A 17,521-nucleotide genomic window follows, 5' to 3' on the forward strand; every position below is an offset into this window, starting at 1 on the left:
GGTCAGCTCCCTTCGGAGGACGAGGGTGTGGGGGGCGTGGGTGTGGGCGACGGTGAAGGCGTGGGCGGGGGAGGCTCGGACTCCTGTGTCGCGGGCTGCGGCGCTGGAGTAGACGCGGGGGGCGCGTCCCCGCCGCTGCGGGGCGGGACCACCACGTGGCGGCCGCCCTGGGCGGCGTGACCGAGACCCGCGTTGGCCGCCGCGTTCTGGAACGAGCTCTCGGCCATGTCCTTGCCCACGGCCGCGACCTGGAGGCCGACGCCGACCACGCCGCCGGCCTTGCCCATGAAGCTGCCGCCCTTGCTGCCCATCACGGCCTTGGACCAGAACCCGCGGCCGCCGCCTCCGCCGTCACCGTCGGCGGCGCTGGAGTTCTCGCCCTCCAGGGCCTTGGTGTAGGCGGCGCCGCCGCCGGAGGTGCCCGCGCCGCTCATGGCGGGCTGGTTGCCGCCGAACATGCTGCTGACGGAGCTGCCGACGCTGCTGATGAAGCCCGAGCCAGTTGAGTTGCCATCGCCGTTGGAGGTGATCACGATGAACTTCGCCAGGACGGGCCAGCTGGTGCCCGCGACAACGAAGATGATCAGTCCGACGATGACATTGCGGACGCCCTCGGCGCCCGACATCGCGGAGAAGCCGATGCTGAAGACGATGACGATCACCGGCTTCATCAGGATCAGCGCGATGAGGGCATTGCGGGCCTTCGGCCACCAGTCCTTGGTGGCGTCGGCCATCTGGCCGGCCAGGGCCAGCGGCATCATCGTGACCAGGATCATGATTCCGGCCTGGCGAACGAGCATCTCGATCCACAGGGCGCCGATCGCCAGGATGCACAGGATCGAGATCACGATCACGAAGCCGACCGCAGTCGGTGCGATGCCGCTGCCCGTGATCAGCGCAGAGCCCGCCGCAGCGGTGCCGCCGCCGCCGACGAGGCCCGCGAAGAGGGTCCCGAGCTGTTTCTCCATCGCCTTTGAGGCAGCTTCGGTGTCGCCGCTGTTGTTGCCGCTGTCGAATGTGTAGTTGATCAGCGCGGTGCTGAGTGTGTCCGACCAGTTGAGCGCGACCTGGGTGGCCATGAGGTACACGCCGAGGATGACGCCCCACTTGGCGAGCCCGACCACCGCGGTGACCAGCGGCCCGCCCTGTTGGGAGACGGCCAATTTGCCGAACTGGACCAGCAGCAGGAACGCCGCGACGATCACTGAGAGCCCGGTACTGATTCCCAGCACGGGGCCGATGCCCGTCTTCGACAGGTCGATGGTGGAGATGGAGTTGAAGGCGTCGGCGAACTGCTTGAGCAGCCAGACCACCGAGTGGCCGAGCATCGAAGCGGCCTCTTCGAGCGCGTTGGCCGCCATCTCGCTGATCTTGCCGGCCACCCAGTCCAGCGGAGTCTTCGCCGGGGGCGGCCACTTACTGCCAGCCTCCATCTTGCATTCCTGGAAAGTCTTCTTGTCTTCCTTGACGCACTTTTCCAGGTACGCCTTGATTTTCTCGTAGTTGGGCTGGTTCTTGTCAGCCTTCTTCAGCCACCGCTTCAGCTCGTTGAGCTCGAAGACCCGGGCGTCCTCCGGGTCGGTGGACCCTTCGCCGATGCAGGTCGTCATGCCTGCGGGGAAGTCCTCGCAGTCCACTGGGGCGCGGCAGTTCAGGCGCTTCTTCGGATCGGAGTCGTCCAGATCGCAGTATTCGCCGGTCTGCTTGTTGATGCCGACCCGTTCGCCGTGGCTCAGCTCCGGCGGGTAGGGGTCCGGTGGCTTGGCGCCGGCGAGGGCTATCGACGTCCCGGACGTCATCAGGATCAGAAGTGCGCCGAGCAGCGTGCCGAGGCGCGCGAGCGTCCTAGCCATCGGCGACCACCCGCCACCCCTCCATCCACGCGTACTTGCTGTCCGGGTCGTACGCACGAGGACCCTTCACCTTGGCCGTGTACTTCGGGTCGGTGGTCACCTTCCAGTCGCCGTCCTCCCACTTGAGGACCAGGTTCGTGACCTCATCCCGCAGCGGGTTCTCGTCGGCGCCCTTGTCCTTGATCGTGGCGAACCGGTCGTAGACCATCCACACGTCGACGACGTCGCCGCTCGTGTCGAGCGAGCGCGAGAGGGCGGCCTTCACGTTGGTGCTGAAGGTGATGCCGTCGGGGGTTCCTCCGGACGGCGGCAGTCCCACGCCCTCACGGACCTTGCGGACCTCGCTGACCCCCGCGTCGATCGTGCCGGGGGAGTCCTTGGCGGCGATGGCAGTCCACTGCTGACGAGCGATCACGTCGTCCAGGAGGTCGAGGTCCTCCCAGTAGGAGACGGCGGCCGACGTCGCGCCGAGCGCGGAGTGCTCGAAGCCGGTCCCGATCCCATTGGCGTTCGACGTCGCCTTGAGCAGCGGGATGCGGGGCGCGCTGGCCGGAGTGAACTCCTTGCCACCGCCTGGCGGCTGGGACGAGGTGCTGGACGGACTCGGTGACGTCTTCCCGTCCGATCGGGCCGGGCCGTCGTCACCGTCGAGCGTCGTGATGGCGACGGCTCCGCCGACGGCCAGGGCGGCGACGACAGCGACGCCGATCGCCGCGAGCCGCAGCCGGGCCCGGCGGGCCTTGCGGTCGAAGGAAGCGGCCATCACTGCCCGCCCTGCGTCATGCTGTAGAAGCCCCAGACGAGGCCGCTGGTGACGCCGATGCCGACGGCGGCGATGACCGACCAGAGGATGGCCGACTTGCCACGCGAAGCGAGCTGGGCCCTCTCCGTGTTGTGGCCGATGGCGACGCAGGCCCAGCCGGCCAGGCCGCCCAGCACGGCGAGGGAGAGGCCGCCGCCCGCAGTCCAGCCCAGGACCTTGCCCGTCGGGGTCTGGAGGGTGCCGGGCAAGGACGGCTTGAAGCCGGGGATGACAGGCTCATCCGCGGCGAGCGTGATGACGTCGTGCATGGTCTGGAGCATCTGGCTCATGTGAGGACCCCTTCAGGAGCAGGTTGGGCAGGTCGAGCAGGATGAAAGTCGGCGGGCGCGGCGGGCAGAGCCGCGGGGACGGGAGCCGGCGGCAGCGGATCGCCCCAACTGCGCTGTGCCGAGGCCAGCAAGGCCGCGACCAGGGCGGCCCCGGCCTCCGTGGTGCGGCGCGAGAGGCGGGTCGCCTCGGCCAGGCCGTGGGTGCGGACGTGCGGATCGAACGGCACGTTGACCACGGCGGACACCTGGGACTGGAGCATCGTCGCCGCAGCCTTCACCACGGGGGGCATACGGCCCTCACCCGTCGCGGTCAGCGCGACGACCATGCGCTGGAGCGGAAGCCCTTCGGCCGAAGCGGCCTTGACCGCCGTCTGGAGGGCAGCCACTCCCGGCCCGGTCGTCGGTGCGCACAGCACCGGCACCGAGAAGGGCAGCGAACACCAGGCCGCGGTCAGGCCGGTCAGCCGCTTCGTGCGCGCGGTGACGATGTCGTGCGCTATCGGGTGGGAGGTGTCGGCGACCACGGCCTGCCACCCGCCTCCCGCCGCCAGCTGGTACCAGGCCGCTGGATCAGAGGGCAGGTCGAGCGGCCCGTGGCTCCACTCCTGGTGATCGGTAAGCACGTTCCAGGTGCCGGCCGGTCCCGGCGAGCGGGACGCCGCCGCGTGCACCTGCTCCCGTGTGAACGGCTTGTCTGGAGGCAGGGACGCCAGTCCGGTCCCGGGCTCCGCCGGCCACGACGGCCAGGGCGACGTGAGGCGCGGTGCCGTGTCCAGCACGACGCTTGTCCCCACCGCAGCCAGGGAACAGGCCAGCAGACCCGCAGTAGTTGAGCGGCCGCTGCCGCCGCCCGCTCCCAATACCGGTACGACCAAACGGCTTTGGACGGGCAACGTCACGGCCGGTTGCGATTTCTTAGCCAACGCTCCCCCGCATTGCAACTGTAATCACTACAGCAGTCACTTGATGTGAACACGTGTCCGGAAGTCTATGCCGGGCAGGTGACACACCAGTGGTGCCCCTGATGCGGCCTGCGTGTCAATTCCTTTATGTGGCATGGTAGTTGTGCATGTTCATCACCTTTAACGACGGTTTGGTGCGTTCTGTTGCGCCTCGTGAGGGTGATGGCTGCGCGATCGGCGTTACTTCCTTTGGGGACGGAAATGCCGTATGGCAGTGTGACGTTCATGTCGCCGGGGGGTGGCCCGCCGGATGGGTGACACGCCAACGGGGCGAACGAGCCCCGGCGTGGTGCTCCTAGCAGCGACAGGGACACGGCAAGGGGGAAGGCTTGAAGGCCAAACGGGGGATCGCGGCACTGGTGGCGGCCTTCGTGGTCAGCCCGCTGGCGCTGGGATTCGGCGTCATCATGCTCGTCGCGATGTCCGACGACGACGGCGGCGGAGGAGGCGACTTCGAGCTGAGCGGCGGGTCCCTCCGGGTGGGGAAGGGCTACGTGCCCGCCGAGTACGCGGGGCTGATCGAGAAGGCCGCCGCAGACTGCGACGCGGGCCTGCCGGCCGCCGTGCTGGCGGCTCAGATCAAACAGGAATCGGGCTTCAATCCCCAAGCCCAATCCTGGGAATACAAGAAGGACCCGAAGACCGGAAAGATGGTCAAGTGGCGCCCCCTCGCCAAGGGAATCGCCCAGTTCATAGACAGCACCTGGGCGTCGTCGGGAATCGACGGAAACGGCGACGGCAAGAAAGACGTCTGGGACCCAGAGGACGCCATTCCGTCTCAGGGCCGGATGATGTGCAAGCTCCTCAAGACGGCCAAGAAGCACCCCGAGTACAACGGATCGCCGATCGAGCTGGCCCTGGCGGGATACAACGCGGGATGGGGGCGCGTCGAGCAGTACAAGGGCGTGCCGCCCCGCTCGTTCGCCGAGGGGCAGACCTACGACTACGTCAAGATCATCATGGCGAACGTGGCGAACCTGACCGCGCCGGACACCTCCGGGGACCCCGAGGTCTCCGGAGGATGGGGCCTGCCGGTCAAGGCGCCGCTGGGAACGCCCTACCACCAGCAGGGCAGCATGTGGTCGAGCGGCTATCACACCGGGATCGACTTCGCGGTGTCCGTCGGCACCACCATCCACGCCATCGGTCCCGGCAAGGTCGTGGCCGCCGGGGACGGCGGAGCGTACGGGAACCAGGTCGTCATCCGGCACTCCGACGGCATGTACAGCCAGTACGCCCACATGAGCAAGATCAAGGTCTCCGTGGGCGACACCGTCCGGGGAGGCACGGTCATCGGCCTGTCCGGCGCCACCGGCAACGTCTCCGGCCCGCACCTGCACATGGAGGTCCGCACCGGCCCCGACTACGGCACCGACATCAACCCCCTGCCGTACATGAGGAAGAAGGGCATAGACATCTGACCCGTCCCGGCGACCGACAGCACCCGCACCACCACGCAAGGAACGGCCTCGTGCACCAGCAACAGCAGTTCGCCCCGTGGGGCGCCGTAAGCCCCACGTTCTGGCAGACCGGACAGCCCGACCACCAGCGTGCCGAAGCCGCTCCCGCACCGCCGCAGGACCGGGAAGCAGCTTCGGCTGTGACCGAGGAGCCGCAGGCGGCCCCCGCGCCTCCGCCGCGCCCCGAGCAGCGGATCGACGCCGCTCACGTACCGCACGCCAGGAGCGCCGGCCCGGCCGCGGCCGAGGAAGCGCCCCTCAAGACCGAACCGCAGGACCAGGAGAAGCCCGCCCAGGCGCCGCCGACAGAACACCAGCGGCCCCACGGCGGTGAGCCGCCCGCAGCACGGCCCGAAGCGGACGCCGAGCGTCAGGGAGGTGCCGCCGGCGAGGAGCCGAGCGGCCCGCCCGCGGAGTACCGGGACCGGATCAACGCCATCACCGCCGCGTTCAACGCCGCGAACGACGCCGCTCGGCTTGCCGCCGCGGCGGTCGACGCGGAACGGCTCGACCAGGAGTTCACCGCGCGGTACGGGCAGCAGCACGCCTACACCATCAACCTTCGCGAACTGCGGGGCCACCTCGCCTACCTGCAAGGGCAGCCGGGCGTTGCCGTCCGCTGGTGCCTGCACACCGCCGGGCTCCAGGCCCAGCTCTGGGGCAGCGGCCACAAGATCACGCAAGGCTCGGTGCAGCGGGCCGTCCACATCTGGCTGAGCATCCCGGACCCCCAGGAGAGCCTGACGATCGGGCGGGAGCTGCTGACGATGCTCGCCGCCGTCACGGGCGAGGACAGCGGCCTGTCCCGGAAGGTCCGCGCGCGCCTGGAGGCGATGAGCGCGCCCGGGGCCACCCCGTAGCCCAGGAACTTCGTGCGGCGACCCCCGGCCAACTGGTCGGGGGTTTCGCATGAAGAGGGGGCAACTCGCGTTCCTCGGCGCGAGGGTAACGCGCCGCTGAGCTGCACCGCTTGACGCTTGTCGGGATTCCCCTACATAGTCAGTGTCAGTCGTCTGTCGGGAAAACCCGACAGAGTGCGGAGGGATACCCCGTGACCACGTACAGCGCCAGCTACAAGGGGGACCAGTGGGAGATCAGGAAGGTCTCCCTGGACCCCGAGACGATGACCCCCGAGACCGTCCTGATGGAGCCGGACACCATTGCCGGCCCCACCGCCTTCTGGCCCGACGGCACCGCCTCGTATGTCCTGGCCTTCAAGGGCGGCCCTTCCTCCTGGACGATCGCCGACGAGGCCGAGACCGCAATCGCCGCGCTCGAAGCGATCCAAAGCGGAGAGGAGATCGGCAAGGAACTGCTCCAGGCGTACACGCGGGGCGTGCGGCAGCTGGAGATGCGGCTGACCGCCCTGAAGGAGGAACTGCTGCTCTATGCCCGGGAACCGGGACCCAGCGGCAAGGCCCGGCTGACCTTCCGCGAGCTCGGCGACGAACTGCGCCAGCACCACACCACCGTCGCCGAACGCCACCAGCGCATCGTCGACGGCGACACCGCCGACTGGCGCCGATGGGTCACCCACAACACCGACCGCGCTGCCCTCTACGTCAACGGAGGGGAGCCGCCCCGGCCCCCGGAGGCGCCGCGCGAACACGAGACCGGAGTCTTCGACAGCAGCGAGGAGCCCGGCAAGGTCTTGGCCCGCTGCCGGTGCGGCTGGTCGGGCCCGGCCGGGACCAACACCGTGACCGCCTCCCGGCAGGGCAAGGACCACGAACGGAACCCGCTCGACGCGTGAAACCCCGGGGCTGCCGACGGCTCGGCAGCATGGCGGCCGCCCCGGGGACTCCCGATCCGCATCACGAAACGAGGAGCCCCACCATGATGACCGACCGCTCAACCTCCGTGCAGGGCCTGGCGCTGGCCGGCGCCCTGCTCGCCACCTGGGACGGTCTGCACCCACTGTTCGATCAGTGGGCCCAGGCGAGCAGGGACGCGGTGAACAAGGGCGCGCACGGCGACCACCTGGTCTACCGGGACGGAACCCCCGTGGGCGAGGAGACCGACGACCGCACCGGACAGCGCACCATGACCGCCACCCGGCTGGGCTGGATCAGCGCGGCCCGGCACGTCGTCGGATACACCGCCGGCCAGCTGGCCGGAACCGTCGCCGTCACCAGGACCCTGGGCTACCGCGTCCCGGCCGGTGCCCTTCTCACGGGCGCGGGGATCAATGCCCTCACCCACCTGGTCATCGACAAACGCCAGCCCTTGCTGTGGCTCGCCGCCAAGGCCGGGAAGGGCGGCTACGTCGAGCACTGCACCGTCGTGCGCACCGTCGACGAGGAGGGCAATGCGAGGGTCGAGGACTCCGGTCCCGGTAGTGCCGCCTTCGAGCTGGACCAGGCGGCTCACCGCGCGATCGGTGTCGTCGCCGCCCTCGTCACCACCTGGATCACCCTCCGTGCCGCGAGGAAGGGGCGTCGCAATGACCGATGAACTGTGGCACCTGATGCGCGAGACCACAGAGGTCCGTCGGCTGGCTGACGCGCTGCGCCTGAGCGACCTGGCCGGCACCACCACACCGGACCAGGAACGCGAGTACCTGCTGCGCCGGGCGGCGGTCGACCAGCGCCACCTGGTCCTGTTCCCGGCCGACGAGAAGGGGATCGCGGAAGCCCAGCGGTCGGCCGTGATGCTCCGCGATCACGATGCCGTCCACGCGAGCCACCAGGGCGCCGTCCCGGCGGCCGCACCCCAGTGGGTCAGCCTGGACGGAGCCGCGGACTACGTCCGTCAGGAGGCTGCGGCTGCCGGCCTCACCGGCCAGGGCTGAAGCCCGCAGGTCCCGAAACACAGGATGCCCCCGCCGAAGCGGGGGCATCCTGTGTTTCCATCCGAGGTCACCGACGGCTGGGCACCATCCCCACGGACAGGCCGGGATTGGGGTCGTGCACCTCGTGCAGGGGCCGCACTCGTCCGTCCGGCATGACGGGGATGGTCGTGCCGTGCATCCACCGATAGAGCTCCTCGCCGCGGTACAGCCCGTACACGTACCGGACCTTGCTCCCGTCCGGGTTCGGGCTGTTCAGCAGGGACAGCAGATAGGTGATGAGCTCACCGCCGCGCTCCGCGTTGACCGTCGCGGCCTCACGCCACGGCTCCTCTTCGTCGCCGTCGATCTGAAGCATGATCCGCGCGGGCTCGTCGGCCACGACCTCGGTCTGCTTGTCGCCGTTCGGTGGACCCCACAGGTCGACCGCGACGATGCGGTCAGCTCGGACGAGGCGATCTGTGGACAAGCGGACCCAGGTGTTCACCAACGACGACATGCTGTATCACTCCCCGCGTGCACCGAACAACCGGGCAACCGCGCCCACTTGGGAACGACGGCCCAGAGTGGCGCGATCTATCCCACGCCACTGTCTGCTTTCTACCACTGGGTACAGACACGTGGCCTGCGCGTTTTCTTCCACCGCGCCGTCCTCCGCCCAGCGGAGTCGACGGGGGCGCCCGGAAACGCCAGTGGCCCGGCAGGAGAGATTCCTCCTGCCGGGCCACTGGCGTTCGATCAGGCAGCTGCTGCGCAGAGCTGCGGCTCCCTCTTCAGTACGCCGTCGAGGAAGAACAGCCACTCGCGGTGCGTGTAGACGTGCTCCGGAGCCTGGTCTTGACGATCGCTCAGCAGCACGGCGTCGTCGGTGATGGTGACCACGATCCGCGAGTCCTCCGCCGGCACCAGCCCGCGGAGGTGGTCCTGGAACACGGTCCATGCGGCCACCGGGTAGACGTGCGCGGTCTTCAGCGGGTTCTTGCTGTCGCGTACCGCGACCAGGTCGCCGGAGAGGAAGGCAACCTCAACGCATCCTTGCGCGCTCTCGGAACGGAGGGCCTTCCGCCACCGCGCGTTAGTGAGGTCAGGGGTCGTGGTCATTTGATCTCCTTCAGCACGGTCTGCATGAACCGCACCGACTCATGCTCATCGAGCGCCATGCCGCGCAGGCGGCTGTGGGACTGGTCGAATCGACGGGTGTCCTTGGCCTTCTGGAGGTACAAGTTCCCGCCGGGGCTATCCAGGTAGACCACCGCGGGCTCCGTGGGGTCCGGAAAATCGAGGATGGTGAAGGCGCCGGTGAGACCCGAGTGGGCGCCCTTGCTGTACGGGAGGACCTGCACGACGACGTTGGGCACCTCCTCCGCCTGCTGGATCAGGTGCTTCAGCTGCGCGCGCTGGCAGTCGAGCCCGCCGACCTGGCGCCAAAGGCACGCCTCGTCGAGTACGACGATGAGGTCCAAGGCCCCGGAATCGCGCTTGAGGACCTGCTGGCGCTGCATGTGGAACTTGAGCAGGTCCTCGATCTCCCCGGCCGGCGCCGAGGGACTGGTGCCGCGAAGAACCGCACGGGCGTACTCCTCGGTGCGGAGGAGGCTGTGGACGGTGCCGAGGGCGTAGACGCGGAGGGTGTCCGCCTCAGCCTCCAGACCGACATAGGTGTCGAGGTTCGGCGGGAGGTCGAAGACGGTCCACCACGCCTCTTCGGGCGTGGCGCTCAGCAGGTTGATCAGGGCTTCCCGCGTTTCGGCGGGGGCCTCGTACGCCTCCAGGAGGCCCTTGAGCTCGATCAACTGGACGTCTCGCTTGCCATTCTCGATGCGACTGATCGTCGAATCGGAGCGGCCGATCGCTTTTCCTGCCTCTTCGATCGTCAGTCCAGAAGTTTCACGAAGCGTCTGGAGCTCGCGGCCGATCTTGCGTCGTTTGACCATCGGTCCCTGAGCCGCCATCTCCGCACCTCCCCTCAGTCTCCGCCTGCCAACACGGCCCCATCCTGCCGTACCGCGTGGCCGCGGCGTAATCGGTGTGCCCATGCGACCCTCCGCCCGCCAGAAACTTCCGTGAATCTTCTCAGAGAAGTTGCAGAGAGAATCTTCTGAGGTACATCCTAGGGTGACGGGCTCATAACGGCTGGTGATCGCGAAGTCCGGCCGGACGCGTTCCTCGGGCGGACATGCCGAGCGCTGCGCGGCAGACGGAGCCCAGGGAGGGAAGCCCTCGGGATGCGTAACGACGAAGTGCGGCACCAGGAACCGGCGCTCACGACCGGGGCGCCCGACGCGAGCGGCGCCCGGCGATTCGAGATCCCCGTCAGTACGGAGGTCTTACGCAAGCTCCAGGGAGCGCTCTGCATCCGGTGCGGCATCCCCGGCGGGCGGCTCTACCCCGACGGCCGCGCCGTCACCGTCTCCCCCGACGACTCCAACCCGATGTCATGGGACGTCCGCGCGCACTCCAAGTGCATGGGACGGACCCAGTGACCGCCCCCGCCGCTACGAGCGCCGTCCGGCCCCGCGACCTCCAGCTCCCCGCCGGCCTCGCCTGGGATGCCGTCGTGATGCCCCAGGCCCTGGGCGTGGCCGTCCGCCACACCCTCGACGTCCTGTTCGTCTTCGAGCAGGAACCGGCGGTCATCGACGCCCCGGAGTGCGGCCGCATGTACTTCCTGACCGAGCCCGGACGCGGAGGCGTCTGGGGCGCAGACGTCTGGACGCTCGACGCCGGATCGTGGCTCCCCGTCCCCCACCTGCCGAACGGCGGCCCGCTGCCCGTCTCGGACCTGCGGAGGGCTCTGAACCTGGCGTACCCCGCCTTCCGCTGGCGCACCGCGGGGCTCCCCCCACAGCAGTCGACCCCCGGAGGCATTCTGTGACGCCACCACTCACCCCGACCGCGGCCGCCGTCCCGGAGAGCCGGGCGTACGTCTTCGACCGTGACCGCCGTACGGCCGCGCTCGCCCGCCACCAGGTCCGCGCAGACCTGACGGACTGGAAGGTGCCCGAGGAGCGCATCGAATCGGCGGTCCAGGTGGTATCCGAGATCGCGACCAACGCGGTCGAGCACACGCAGTCCATGCGCATCCGGCTTGAGGTCGAGCGGCACCCCGAAGAGATCCGGATCGCCGTACGAGACAGCGGCCCCCGCCCGCAGGCTCCCCTCGACACGTACCTGACGGCGCCCGCCGATCTGGCGGAGGGCGGCCGCGGCCTGCTTCTCGTGCAGCTGCTCGCCGCCCGATGGGGAGCTGAACCGACGCCGGGGAACGGCCTGCGGGTCTGGGCAGCGATTCCGGCAGGAGACCAGCAGTGAACATGACCGCCGCATCCCAGCCCGCGCCCCCGAGCGCATCGTGGAGGCCGCCCCTGGACGCCGAGGGACTCGCGCGGGTCGTCAGCGGACTGCGCGGAGTTCGGCCGCTGGACGCGATCCTCGACGACGTCGGCGACGTGCTCAGCAACCAGGCCCCCCGCGAGGACGAGTTCGCGGAGCTCGACGAACGCCTGCGGGGCGACCTCCGGCGACTCGTCAACATCGCGGTCGCCGCGGAGAACGATGACGGCCAGGTGGCCGACCTCATCGGCCGAGCACAGACGTTGACCGCCGAAGAACTGCCGGCGGACTACCGCGCGGCGCTGGGCTACCTGCGACGAACAGCCGGCGTCACCAACGACCTGCTGGAACGGCTCACCGAGACCGGGACCATAAAGGACGTCGCATGACACCGCCCCGCCAGTTCTACCTGAAGGGGCTGCACGTCCCCTTCATCGCGCCGTGGAGCGCGGAGACCCCGCTCCCGTACGAGATCACCAAGAAGGTGCGGCCGGACGGCCGGGAAGGCATCGGCTACACCGACGAACTCAGCCATGCCGACCGCAGGAACGGCAACCTCTGGGTCCGATGGCCGGCACTGCGCGGACGAGGCAAGCCCGACCTGGCCGCCATCCACCCGCTCCGCCAGCGACAGGCCATGTCGCACATGCTGTGCATGGTCTGCGGCCACTCCACCTTCAACGACGACTTCCGCCGCTGGGGCCACCGGCACCTCTTCATCGCTCGCGCCGTCGAGGGCCACCCGATCCGCGACGGGGAGGTGACCGACACCCCACCGGTGTGCCTGCCCTGCGCCATCGAGTCCGTCGACGCCTGCCCGCACCTGCGCAAGGGCCACACCGCCGCCCTGGTGAAACGGGCGGAGCCCTGGGGAGTGGCCGGGATCGTCTACGACCCGCGCACCCTCCGCCGTATCCCGGCCCCCGCCGACAAGGAACTCACCGAGGTAGCGGACGAAGACCCCGCCATCTGCTGGACGCTCGCCGCCCGCGACCTCGTTGCCCTGACCGGCTGCACCCCCGTGGACCTGAACGATCTCGCGGCGCTGAGCACAGCGGCCTAGACCCCGCCCGGCGGTCCGGCTGCTTCGCGCCCGGACCGTCGGGCGGTCAGCACCGGCGGAATCCGTCCGCCGTTCCGACCCGACGAACGACCGAGAGAGCGAACCCGTATGCCTGACTTCCCTCACCTGCGCCGCATCCGCGCGAACCGCGCCTCGCGCAAGGACTACGAGCCCCGGACGCTCATGGACCTGGTCCTGGACGCCGACGACCACCGTCCGGTGCAGGTCTCGGCCGTGACCATCGGGATCTTCGGCTTCCGGGCGCGCTCACAGGGGAGCACGGGCCTCGCCGCGCTGCGAAACCTGCACCGGGAGCACCCCGTGCTGGTCCGCTGCCTGTGCACCTGGGTCAGCGTCATGTGGCTCCTGGCCGCCGTAGCCGTCGCCAACTCCATCTAGGCGGACGGCCGCCGGCCTCGGCAGCCGCACCCCCGGCTGCCGAGGCCCAGGCCGTCCGCCTCCCCGACGACCCGACCGCGACCACCGCGGGCATCGCAGAGAGGCCAGCCGTGTTGGACGAGAGAACACAGACCGCCAGCCTTCCAGGGCAACGCGCGGGAGCGAGCCCGCAGTTCGGCCGGGCCGACGCCGAGGCCGTAGCCGGAGAACCGGCCACCTGGGAACTCATGGCAGACCACCGAGACACGGCTGTCTGGCGCGTGGCCGGCCCGCGCGGGCTATGGGCCCTGAAGGTCGGCACGGGCGAGAGCCTGGCCACCGTGGCGCGAGAGGCGATGGTCCTCCAGCAAGCCCACTCCCAGGTACCCGCCCTGTCGTACGGAGGCCGAGCGAAGGCCGGCCGGGCCGAGAGCGCGGCGTGGCTCATCACGCCGTGGCTCGAAGGCCCCTCCACCTGGAGCCGATTCGAGGTGGTGCGGGAACGGCGCGACGCCGACCGGGCCGCCGCACTGGCGGCCGCGGTGGACATGTGCGCCGCCGTCGGCGCCCTGCACGCGGCGGGATGGGTGCACGGCGACCTCCAGCCCCACCACACCGTGCACACGACCGGAGCGGTCCGGCTCATCGGCTGCACATGGACATCGAGCCCGAATCTGGCGCCGCCGCACACCTACCTGGGCGGGCTGGTGCACCTGATGTCGCCGGAACTGATGAGCCGCGCGGAGTCATCGGTCCGGCCGGTCGTCACCGACCCTCCGGCCGAGGTGTACGCCCTCGCTGCCGGTCTGTGGTGGGCGGCCACAGGCACCTGGCCGCTGGACTACGCCCAGCTCGGAATCGACCCCGGGAAGTTCACCGCGAAGGTGCTGCGGCAAGTCCTCGCACAGCGCTGGCCGCCCCTCGGCCACATCCCCCAGTGGCCGCAGCTGGAGGAGGTCCTGCGCCACGTACTCACCAGGCGTCCGCAAGACCGGCCCACGGCCCTAAACCTGGCCGAGTGGCTGCGGTCCATGCCCCTGTAGAACTGGCGGATCGCCGCACACGGAAGGGGCCCGACGGTCGTTACCGTCGGGCCCCTTCCCTGTCTCGCCGAGCCGTCTGTCTACGCGAGCGCAGCCTCCCTCTCCTCGCTGCTCGTGTCGGCTTCCTCTCCGCGCTGGTGTCCGATGCCGGGTGCCTCTGGCTCCCGGCGCTCCCGGGACTCATCCGCGCTGCTCGCCCCGCCGTCCGCAGGCCCCTGATGGTCCGGCGCGGGCTCAGGAACCCTCTGGGACGCGGCGGCCGCAGCACGCCGGGCCCGCTCCTCCTCCGCGATCTGCCGCAGCTCCGGGAGCAGTTGCTTCACCGCCGTACGAACCGCTCCATCGGCCAGGATGCCCTCCTGCTTTCCGTTCTTGAGGCCCTTCCCGGCCGCCTTCCCCAGCTCCATGTTCGCCCGGTAGGCGGCCCCATTGCTGACCTGTGGGCTGTCGTCCAGGACGCGGAGGTCACCGGCCCGGATCTGCTCTACCAGGGCGTCGCGGAGCTGGTCCTTCTTCGGCTTGTTCGAGGGTGCCGGGGACGACGGCACCGGTACCGGCTGGGCGGCGGCCTGCGGAGTCGGACCGGGCGACGGCGTCGGCTGCGCGGCGGCCGCGGTACCTATCGGGCCGGTTGCGGCGGCCGGGGCGGGGGCGGTCGCCGCGGGCGGCTGCTGGGCGGCGACAGGACGCGGCGCCGTCGCCGCCTGCGGCACGGGTGCCGGCGCGGCGGGCGCGGCCTGTCGCGGGACCGGAGAAGCGCCCTCCCCCGCCTGAGACGGCTCCGCCGGCTGCGGCGCGGCCGTGGCGTGCTCCACCTCGGGGACGGGCTTCCTGGAGCCCGGGGCGCGGACGTACTGCAAGGTGCTGTGCAGGTCCTCGCGCCACTTCTTCCACATCTGCCAGGGGTAGCCGACGAACGGCACCCACAAGAGCAAGCTGTAACCGCGCTCGACGTTCTTCTTGACCTTCCGCTTCGGGTACTTGCCGAGGACCAGCTGCTCGACCTTCTTGAGCAAGGTCTCCAGGAACACCGCGTACACCAGCGGCGGGATGACCGCGACGAGCCTGCCGCCGAGCGAGGCCGATGGGGCGTGCAGCAGGTTCATCGTCGCGGAGGCCACGATGAACGCCACCAGGTAGAAACGGGTCAGCTGGCTGGACCGGGCCGTCAGCGCCTCGAACAGCCGCAGCAGCGACAGGCCGAGCGCACCCGCGTCCAGGAGGAGGGCGAAGCCGGTCGCGGCCGACCAGGAACCCCCGTTGCGGTCGAAGGCATACGCCTTCTGCGCGCCGAAGGAGAGCCAGGCCGCGATCCCGGCGATGCAGAAGATGATGACGAAGGCGACCGACAGGCTGATGACGGCCAAGCGGCGGCGCCAGGTCTTGCGCCGCTCCTCGGCGAGCCGTTCGCGCTCCTCGGGGGACATCTTGTCCTGCTCCCGGCTGCGACGCGAGCGCACCACGATCGCCACGGTGCCGAGGACGCAGAGTGCGGCGAGCACGATGCCGCCGGGGAGGATGAACTTCTCGACATCCATCAGCGCGGTCCCCTCCCCCACCACAGGGCGCCTCCGGGCCTGTTGGGCCTGCGGCTGACGGCCGCCGCCTGGTGACGCATGGACTCTCCGTTCATCGGTTTCTGAGGCTCGGGCGTCCCAACCCTAGGACGCCGCACCGTCAGCCCCGGATACCGCAGCATCCTCCTCCAGTACCGGGCGCCCCGGCGGCCCCTTTTCCTGCACTCGTCCATCGGGCCCCGACGATCGTTGGTCCGGCCGCAGCACAGATGTCGTCTTGACGGGTGGTCGTACTAAAAACCGGCGTCCGTACCCTCCCGAATGCCCGATTGTCGATACCCTCCGGCCCATGGACTGGACTTGGAATAACCCCCTCCCAGAGGAGGGACGGACGATCTCGTTCGTCGGCAAGGGAGGGAGCGCGAAGTCCACCACTCTCGCTCACCTCCTGCGGAACTGGAAGAAGATGGGCATCCCCGCTGTCGCGCACGATGCCGACGACAGCGACGGCCAGGAGGAGCCTGGTTCCCTGCTCGCGTGGGCCGAGATGCTTCCCGTGCACAGCGAGGGCCTCGGTGCCCCTGTGTACCGTGCCCCGGCCGCGCCCTCGCTCAAGGCCGAAGTGGACCGGCTCCGGCCGCCGCACGGCCTGTCCCTGATCGACACCAAAGCCTGGGACCGCGGCAAGCAGAACTCCCACCTCGCCGCGATCCGGGCCTCGGATCTCCTCGTGCTGGCCCTCTATCCGAGCGGCATGGAGAAGTTCCGTGGCGCGTCGATCCTGGGCGCGATGGACGAGGTCGAGACCATGTCCGGCCACCGGCCTCACGTCGTCTGCCTGCTCACGCGCTTCAACCCCAGCGCGGGAGCGGCTGATGGAGTCCGCAAGGAGCTGGAAGAGGAGGGGCTGCACGTCCTCAAGTCCGAGATTCCCGCGTCCGAGTCCAAGACGGGTTATGCCCAGAGCTTCGGCACGGTCCCCCGGCTGAAAGCGGACTCCGACATGCACAAACTCGCCAAGGAGCTTCTAGTGGAGGTCACCCGATGAGCGCCCAGGCGCCGGCCCGACCGAGCATGGCCGCGGGCCGGCTCCGAAAGGGCGCCCAGCCCGTGAAGAAGGTGCCCGGCCTGGAGGCCGACCGCTTCAACGGCACCAACGTCATCGACCCTGCCCGCGTCATCAAGGGAACGCCGCAGGAGCAGCTGGAGCAGGTGACGGCCCTGCTCCGCGACGCCAAAGAGAGCGGAGAGGAAGCCGTCGCCGACGTCCTGGCCGTCGGCGCGGTCAACAAGGGTCTGCTCCTGGCCTACGCCAAGGAAAACGACCTGTGGCAGCACTCCAGCTGCACCAGCTTCGAGCAGTGGGGCGCGGAGGTGCTGGAGATCAGCACGAAGTACGTCCACCGGCTTGTCAGGGAGGCCGCGGCCCTGGCCAAGGTGGTGGCGCTGAACATCCGGTGTAAAAAAGTGCACCGCATCAGCAGGCCCTCCCACGCCGTCGTCATCGCCGCGGTCATCGACCAGCACGGCGAGGACGCCGCCCTCGCGGTCATCCCCAAGGCGTGGGAGCTGGCGGCGGCCGAGAACCGTCGGCGCCCCACAGCAGCCCTGTTCGAGCGGGCGGCCGCAGAGCTCAAGTACCCCATCAAACTGATCACGGACGAGAGCGACGACGCGGCGCCCGCGCTCACCGCTCCCCCTGCGGTCCTGCGGACCCAGAAGACCCTGACCCGCGTCACCGCGGCGCTCGGCAGCGTCAAGGAGCGGCACATCGCCGCCATGGAACGCAAGGACGCCGACGCGGTCCGGCGCCAGGCGGAGGAAGCCCGTACCCGCCTGACCGAGTACATCGAGACGATCGACAAGGTGTACCCGAAGAAGGTCGTCCCCGCCTCGCGCCCGGAGCTGGAGGGCGACGGGCGACAGGATGAGGAGCGCACCGCCGTCGCCTGACCGTGCCGGGGGGGGGGGGGGGGGGGGGGGGGGGGGGGGGGGGGGGGGGGGGGGGGGGGGGGGGGGGGGGGGGGGGGGG

General features: G+C 69.9%; 22 protein-coding genes. 14 read left to right on the top strand and 8 right to left on the bottom strand.

Features of this window, described 5'->3' with window-relative positions; all coding sequences use genetic code 11:
• Positions 1-2: 2 nt before the first annotated feature.
• Genes AC4IJH_RS37610 through AC4IJH_RS37625 form a run of 4 tightly spaced genes read right to left on the bottom strand, consistent with a single transcriptional unit; the run spans position 3 to position 3,568 of the window.
• Entirely contained in the window at positions 3-1,853 is a 1,851-nt protein-coding gene (locus AC4IJH_RS37610) for a hypothetical protein (protein ID WP_164344726.1), read from the bottom strand.
• Positions 1,846-2,616, bottom strand: coding sequence for a hypothetical protein (locus AC4IJH_RS37615; protein WP_490856490.1), 771 nt, complete (start codon positions 2,614-2,616; stop codon positions 1,846-1,848). The genes AC4IJH_RS37610 and AC4IJH_RS37615 overlap by 8 nt, the downstream gene beginning before the upstream one ends.
• The gene (locus AC4IJH_RS37620; RefSeq protein ID WP_164344728.1) at positions 2,616-2,945 is read right to left on the bottom strand and encodes a hypothetical protein; all 330 of its coding nucleotides are present in this window, start codon (positions 2,943-2,945) and stop codon (positions 2,616-2,618) included. The genes AC4IJH_RS37615 and AC4IJH_RS37620 overlap by 1 nt, the downstream gene beginning before the upstream one ends.
• Positions 2,942-3,568: a hypothetical protein gene (locus tag AC4IJH_RS37625; RefSeq protein ID WP_330269877.1), complete on the bottom strand. Its 627-nt coding sequence runs from the start codon at positions 3,566-3,568 to the stop codon at positions 2,942-2,944. Before AC4IJH_RS37625 ends, AC4IJH_RS37620 begins: the two co-directional genes overlap by 4 nt.
• Before the next feature lie 698 nt (positions 3,569-4,266).
• On the opposite strand from AC4IJH_RS37625, the gene AC4IJH_RS37630 reads away from it, so the two are divergent.
• The 5 genes from AC4IJH_RS37630 (at position 4,267) to AC4IJH_RS37650 (ending at position 8,158) form a co-directional block, all read left to right on the top strand.
• The gene (locus AC4IJH_RS37630) at positions 4,267-5,328 is read left to right on the top strand and encodes a peptidoglycan DD-metalloendopeptidase family protein (RefSeq protein ID WP_490856498.1); all 1,062 of its coding nucleotides are present in this window, start codon (positions 4,267-4,269) and stop codon (positions 5,326-5,328) included.
• A 50-nt stretch (positions 5,329-5,378) separates the two neighbouring features.
• Positions 5,379-6,227, top strand: coding sequence for a hypothetical protein (locus tag AC4IJH_RS37635; RefSeq protein ID WP_490856491.1), 849 nt, complete (start codon positions 5,379-5,381; stop codon positions 6,225-6,227).
• Positions 6,228-6,418: 191 nt separating this feature from the next.
• On the top strand, positions 6,419-7,120 hold the full coding sequence (locus AC4IJH_RS37640) for a hypothetical protein (RefSeq protein WP_490856492.1): 702 nt from the start codon (positions 6,419-6,421) through the stop codon (positions 7,118-7,120).
• Positions 7,121-7,206: 86 nt separating this feature from the next.
• Entirely contained in the window at positions 7,207-7,821 is a 615-nt protein-coding gene (locus AC4IJH_RS37645) for a hypothetical protein (RefSeq protein ID WP_490856493.1), read from the top strand.
• Entirely contained in the window at positions 7,811-8,158 is a 348-nt protein-coding gene (locus AC4IJH_RS37650) for a hypothetical protein (RefSeq protein WP_164344734.1), read from the top strand. Before AC4IJH_RS37645 ends, AC4IJH_RS37650 begins: the two co-directional genes overlap by 11 nt.
• Before the next feature lie 67 nt (positions 8,159-8,225).
• Here AC4IJH_RS37650 and AC4IJH_RS37655 read toward each other — a convergent pair whose 3' ends face one another.
• From AC4IJH_RS37655 to AC4IJH_RS37665, 3 genes are all read right to left on the bottom strand, one after another.
• Positions 8,226-8,654 (bottom strand): hypothetical protein, encoded by a 429-nt coding sequence (locus AC4IJH_RS37655; protein WP_164344736.1) that lies wholly within the window; start codon positions 8,652-8,654, stop codon positions 8,226-8,228.
• Positions 8,655-8,893: 239 nt separating this feature from the next.
• Positions 8,894-9,256 (bottom strand): DUF397 domain-containing protein, encoded by a 363-nt coding sequence (locus tag AC4IJH_RS37660; RefSeq protein ID WP_164344738.1) that lies wholly within the window; start codon positions 9,254-9,256, stop codon positions 8,894-8,896.
• Complete coding sequence (locus tag AC4IJH_RS37665) at positions 9,253-10,107, bottom strand: helix-turn-helix domain-containing protein (protein ID WP_164344740.1); 855 nt, start codon at positions 10,105-10,107, stop codon at positions 9,253-9,255. The genes AC4IJH_RS37660 and AC4IJH_RS37665 overlap by 4 nt, the downstream gene beginning before the upstream one ends.
• Before the next feature lie 273 nt (positions 10,108-10,380).
• Between AC4IJH_RS37665 and AC4IJH_RS37670 the strand changes: the two genes are divergently transcribed.
• The 7 genes from AC4IJH_RS37670 (at position 10,381) to AC4IJH_RS37700 (ending at position 13,972) form a co-directional block, all read left to right on the top strand.
• The gene (locus AC4IJH_RS37670; protein ID WP_164344742.1) at positions 10,381-10,638 is read left to right on the top strand and encodes a hypothetical protein; all 258 of its coding nucleotides are present in this window, start codon (positions 10,381-10,383) and stop codon (positions 10,636-10,638) included.
• Positions 10,635-11,030 carry a hypothetical protein gene (locus AC4IJH_RS37675; RefSeq protein WP_164344744.1) on the top strand — a complete coding sequence of 132 codons (396 nt, stop codon included), beginning with the start codon at positions 10,635-10,637 and terminating at the stop codon, positions 11,028-11,030. The genes AC4IJH_RS37670 and AC4IJH_RS37675 overlap by 4 nt, the downstream gene beginning before the upstream one ends.
• Positions 11,027-11,467 carry an ATP-binding protein gene (locus tag AC4IJH_RS37680; RefSeq protein ID WP_164344746.1) on the top strand — a complete coding sequence of 147 codons (441 nt, stop codon included), beginning with the start codon at positions 11,027-11,029 and terminating at the stop codon, positions 11,465-11,467. Before AC4IJH_RS37675 ends, AC4IJH_RS37680 begins: the two co-directional genes overlap by 4 nt.
• 2 nt (positions 11,468-11,469) lie before the next feature.
• Positions 11,470-11,877: a DUF6415 family natural product biosynthesis protein gene (locus AC4IJH_RS37685; RefSeq protein WP_490856494.1), complete on the top strand. Its 408-nt coding sequence runs from the start codon at positions 11,470-11,472 to the stop codon at positions 11,875-11,877.
• Positions 11,874-12,551, top strand: coding sequence for a hypothetical protein (locus tag AC4IJH_RS37690; RefSeq protein WP_490856495.1), 678 nt, complete (start codon positions 11,874-11,876; stop codon positions 12,549-12,551). Before AC4IJH_RS37685 ends, AC4IJH_RS37690 begins: the two co-directional genes overlap by 4 nt.
• A gap of 108 nt (positions 12,552-12,659) precedes the next feature.
• Positions 12,660-12,950, top strand: coding sequence for a hypothetical protein (locus AC4IJH_RS37695; RefSeq protein ID WP_468640887.1), 291 nt, complete (start codon positions 12,660-12,662; stop codon positions 12,948-12,950).
• Positions 12,951-13,177: 227 nt separating this feature from the next.
• Positions 13,178-13,972 (top strand): serine/threonine-protein kinase, encoded by a 795-nt coding sequence (locus tag AC4IJH_RS37700; protein WP_490856496.1) that lies wholly within the window; start codon positions 13,178-13,180, stop codon positions 13,970-13,972.
• Between the two features lie 80 nt (positions 13,973-14,052).
• On the opposite strand, the gene AC4IJH_RS37705 is transcribed toward AC4IJH_RS37700, so the two are convergent.
• Positions 14,053-15,531 (bottom strand): DUF2637 domain-containing protein, encoded by a 1,479-nt coding sequence (locus AC4IJH_RS37705; protein ID WP_490856497.1) that lies wholly within the window; start codon positions 15,529-15,531, stop codon positions 14,053-14,055.
• Between the two features lie 307 nt (positions 15,532-15,838).
• Between AC4IJH_RS37705 and AC4IJH_RS37710 the strand changes: the two genes are divergently transcribed.
• Together AC4IJH_RS37710 and AC4IJH_RS37715 are read left to right on the top strand one after the other, a co-directional pair.
• A complete protein-coding gene (locus AC4IJH_RS37710; protein ID WP_330269868.1) occupies positions 15,839-16,537 on the top strand; it encodes a hypothetical protein in 699 nt (232 codons plus the stop codon).
• Positions 16,534-17,442, top strand: coding sequence for a hypothetical protein (locus AC4IJH_RS37715; protein WP_330269867.1), 909 nt, complete (start codon positions 16,534-16,536; stop codon positions 17,440-17,442). Before AC4IJH_RS37710 ends, AC4IJH_RS37715 begins: the two co-directional genes overlap by 4 nt.
• The last annotated feature ends 79 nt before the right edge of the window (positions 17,443-17,521 follow it).

The sequence above is a fragment of the Streptomyces sp. UF-297 genome, assembly GCF_058245575.1.